The sequence below is a fragment of the Gilvimarinus sp. 1_MG-2023 genome (genome assembly GCF_030548285.1).
In genome coordinates this window covers 1-231 of sequence record NZ_JAUOSC010001861.1, presented here as the reverse complement: position 1 = coordinate 231, position 231 = coordinate 1, and the positions used below count along the sequence as shown (strand labels likewise).

At 45.9% G+C, this 231-nt stretch carries 1 protein-coding gene; it reads right to left on the bottom strand.

Features of this window, described 5'->3' with window-relative positions; all coding sequences use genetic code 11:
• Positions 1 to 83: 83 nt before the first annotated feature.
• Positions 84 to 170: a TOPRIM nucleotidyl transferase/hydrolase domain-containing protein gene (locus Q4563_RS23940; protein WP_442903881.1), complete on the bottom strand. Its 87-nt coding sequence runs from the start codon at positions 168 to 170 to the stop codon at positions 84 to 86.
• Positions 171 to 231 lie beyond the last annotated feature (61 nt).

Genomic DNA, 231 nt, shown 5'->3' with positions numbered 1-231 from the left:
GTCATTAGTTCTGCGAACCGATGAGCATACGCCCCACCAACTACTAGCGTAGTGAGGTACTTAGTGTTCAAGTTTGGTGATGTCTACGTGATCATCTGTGTCAGAAGAATCCGCTCCACAGGGCCTTCAATCAATATTGCTGCATCAGCGAAAAAGAGGTCGCAATGGATCAGAGCTAGATAGCGTTTTAAAAAATCAAGAGCAGCATCCGCAACTACTTTACCGTCATCC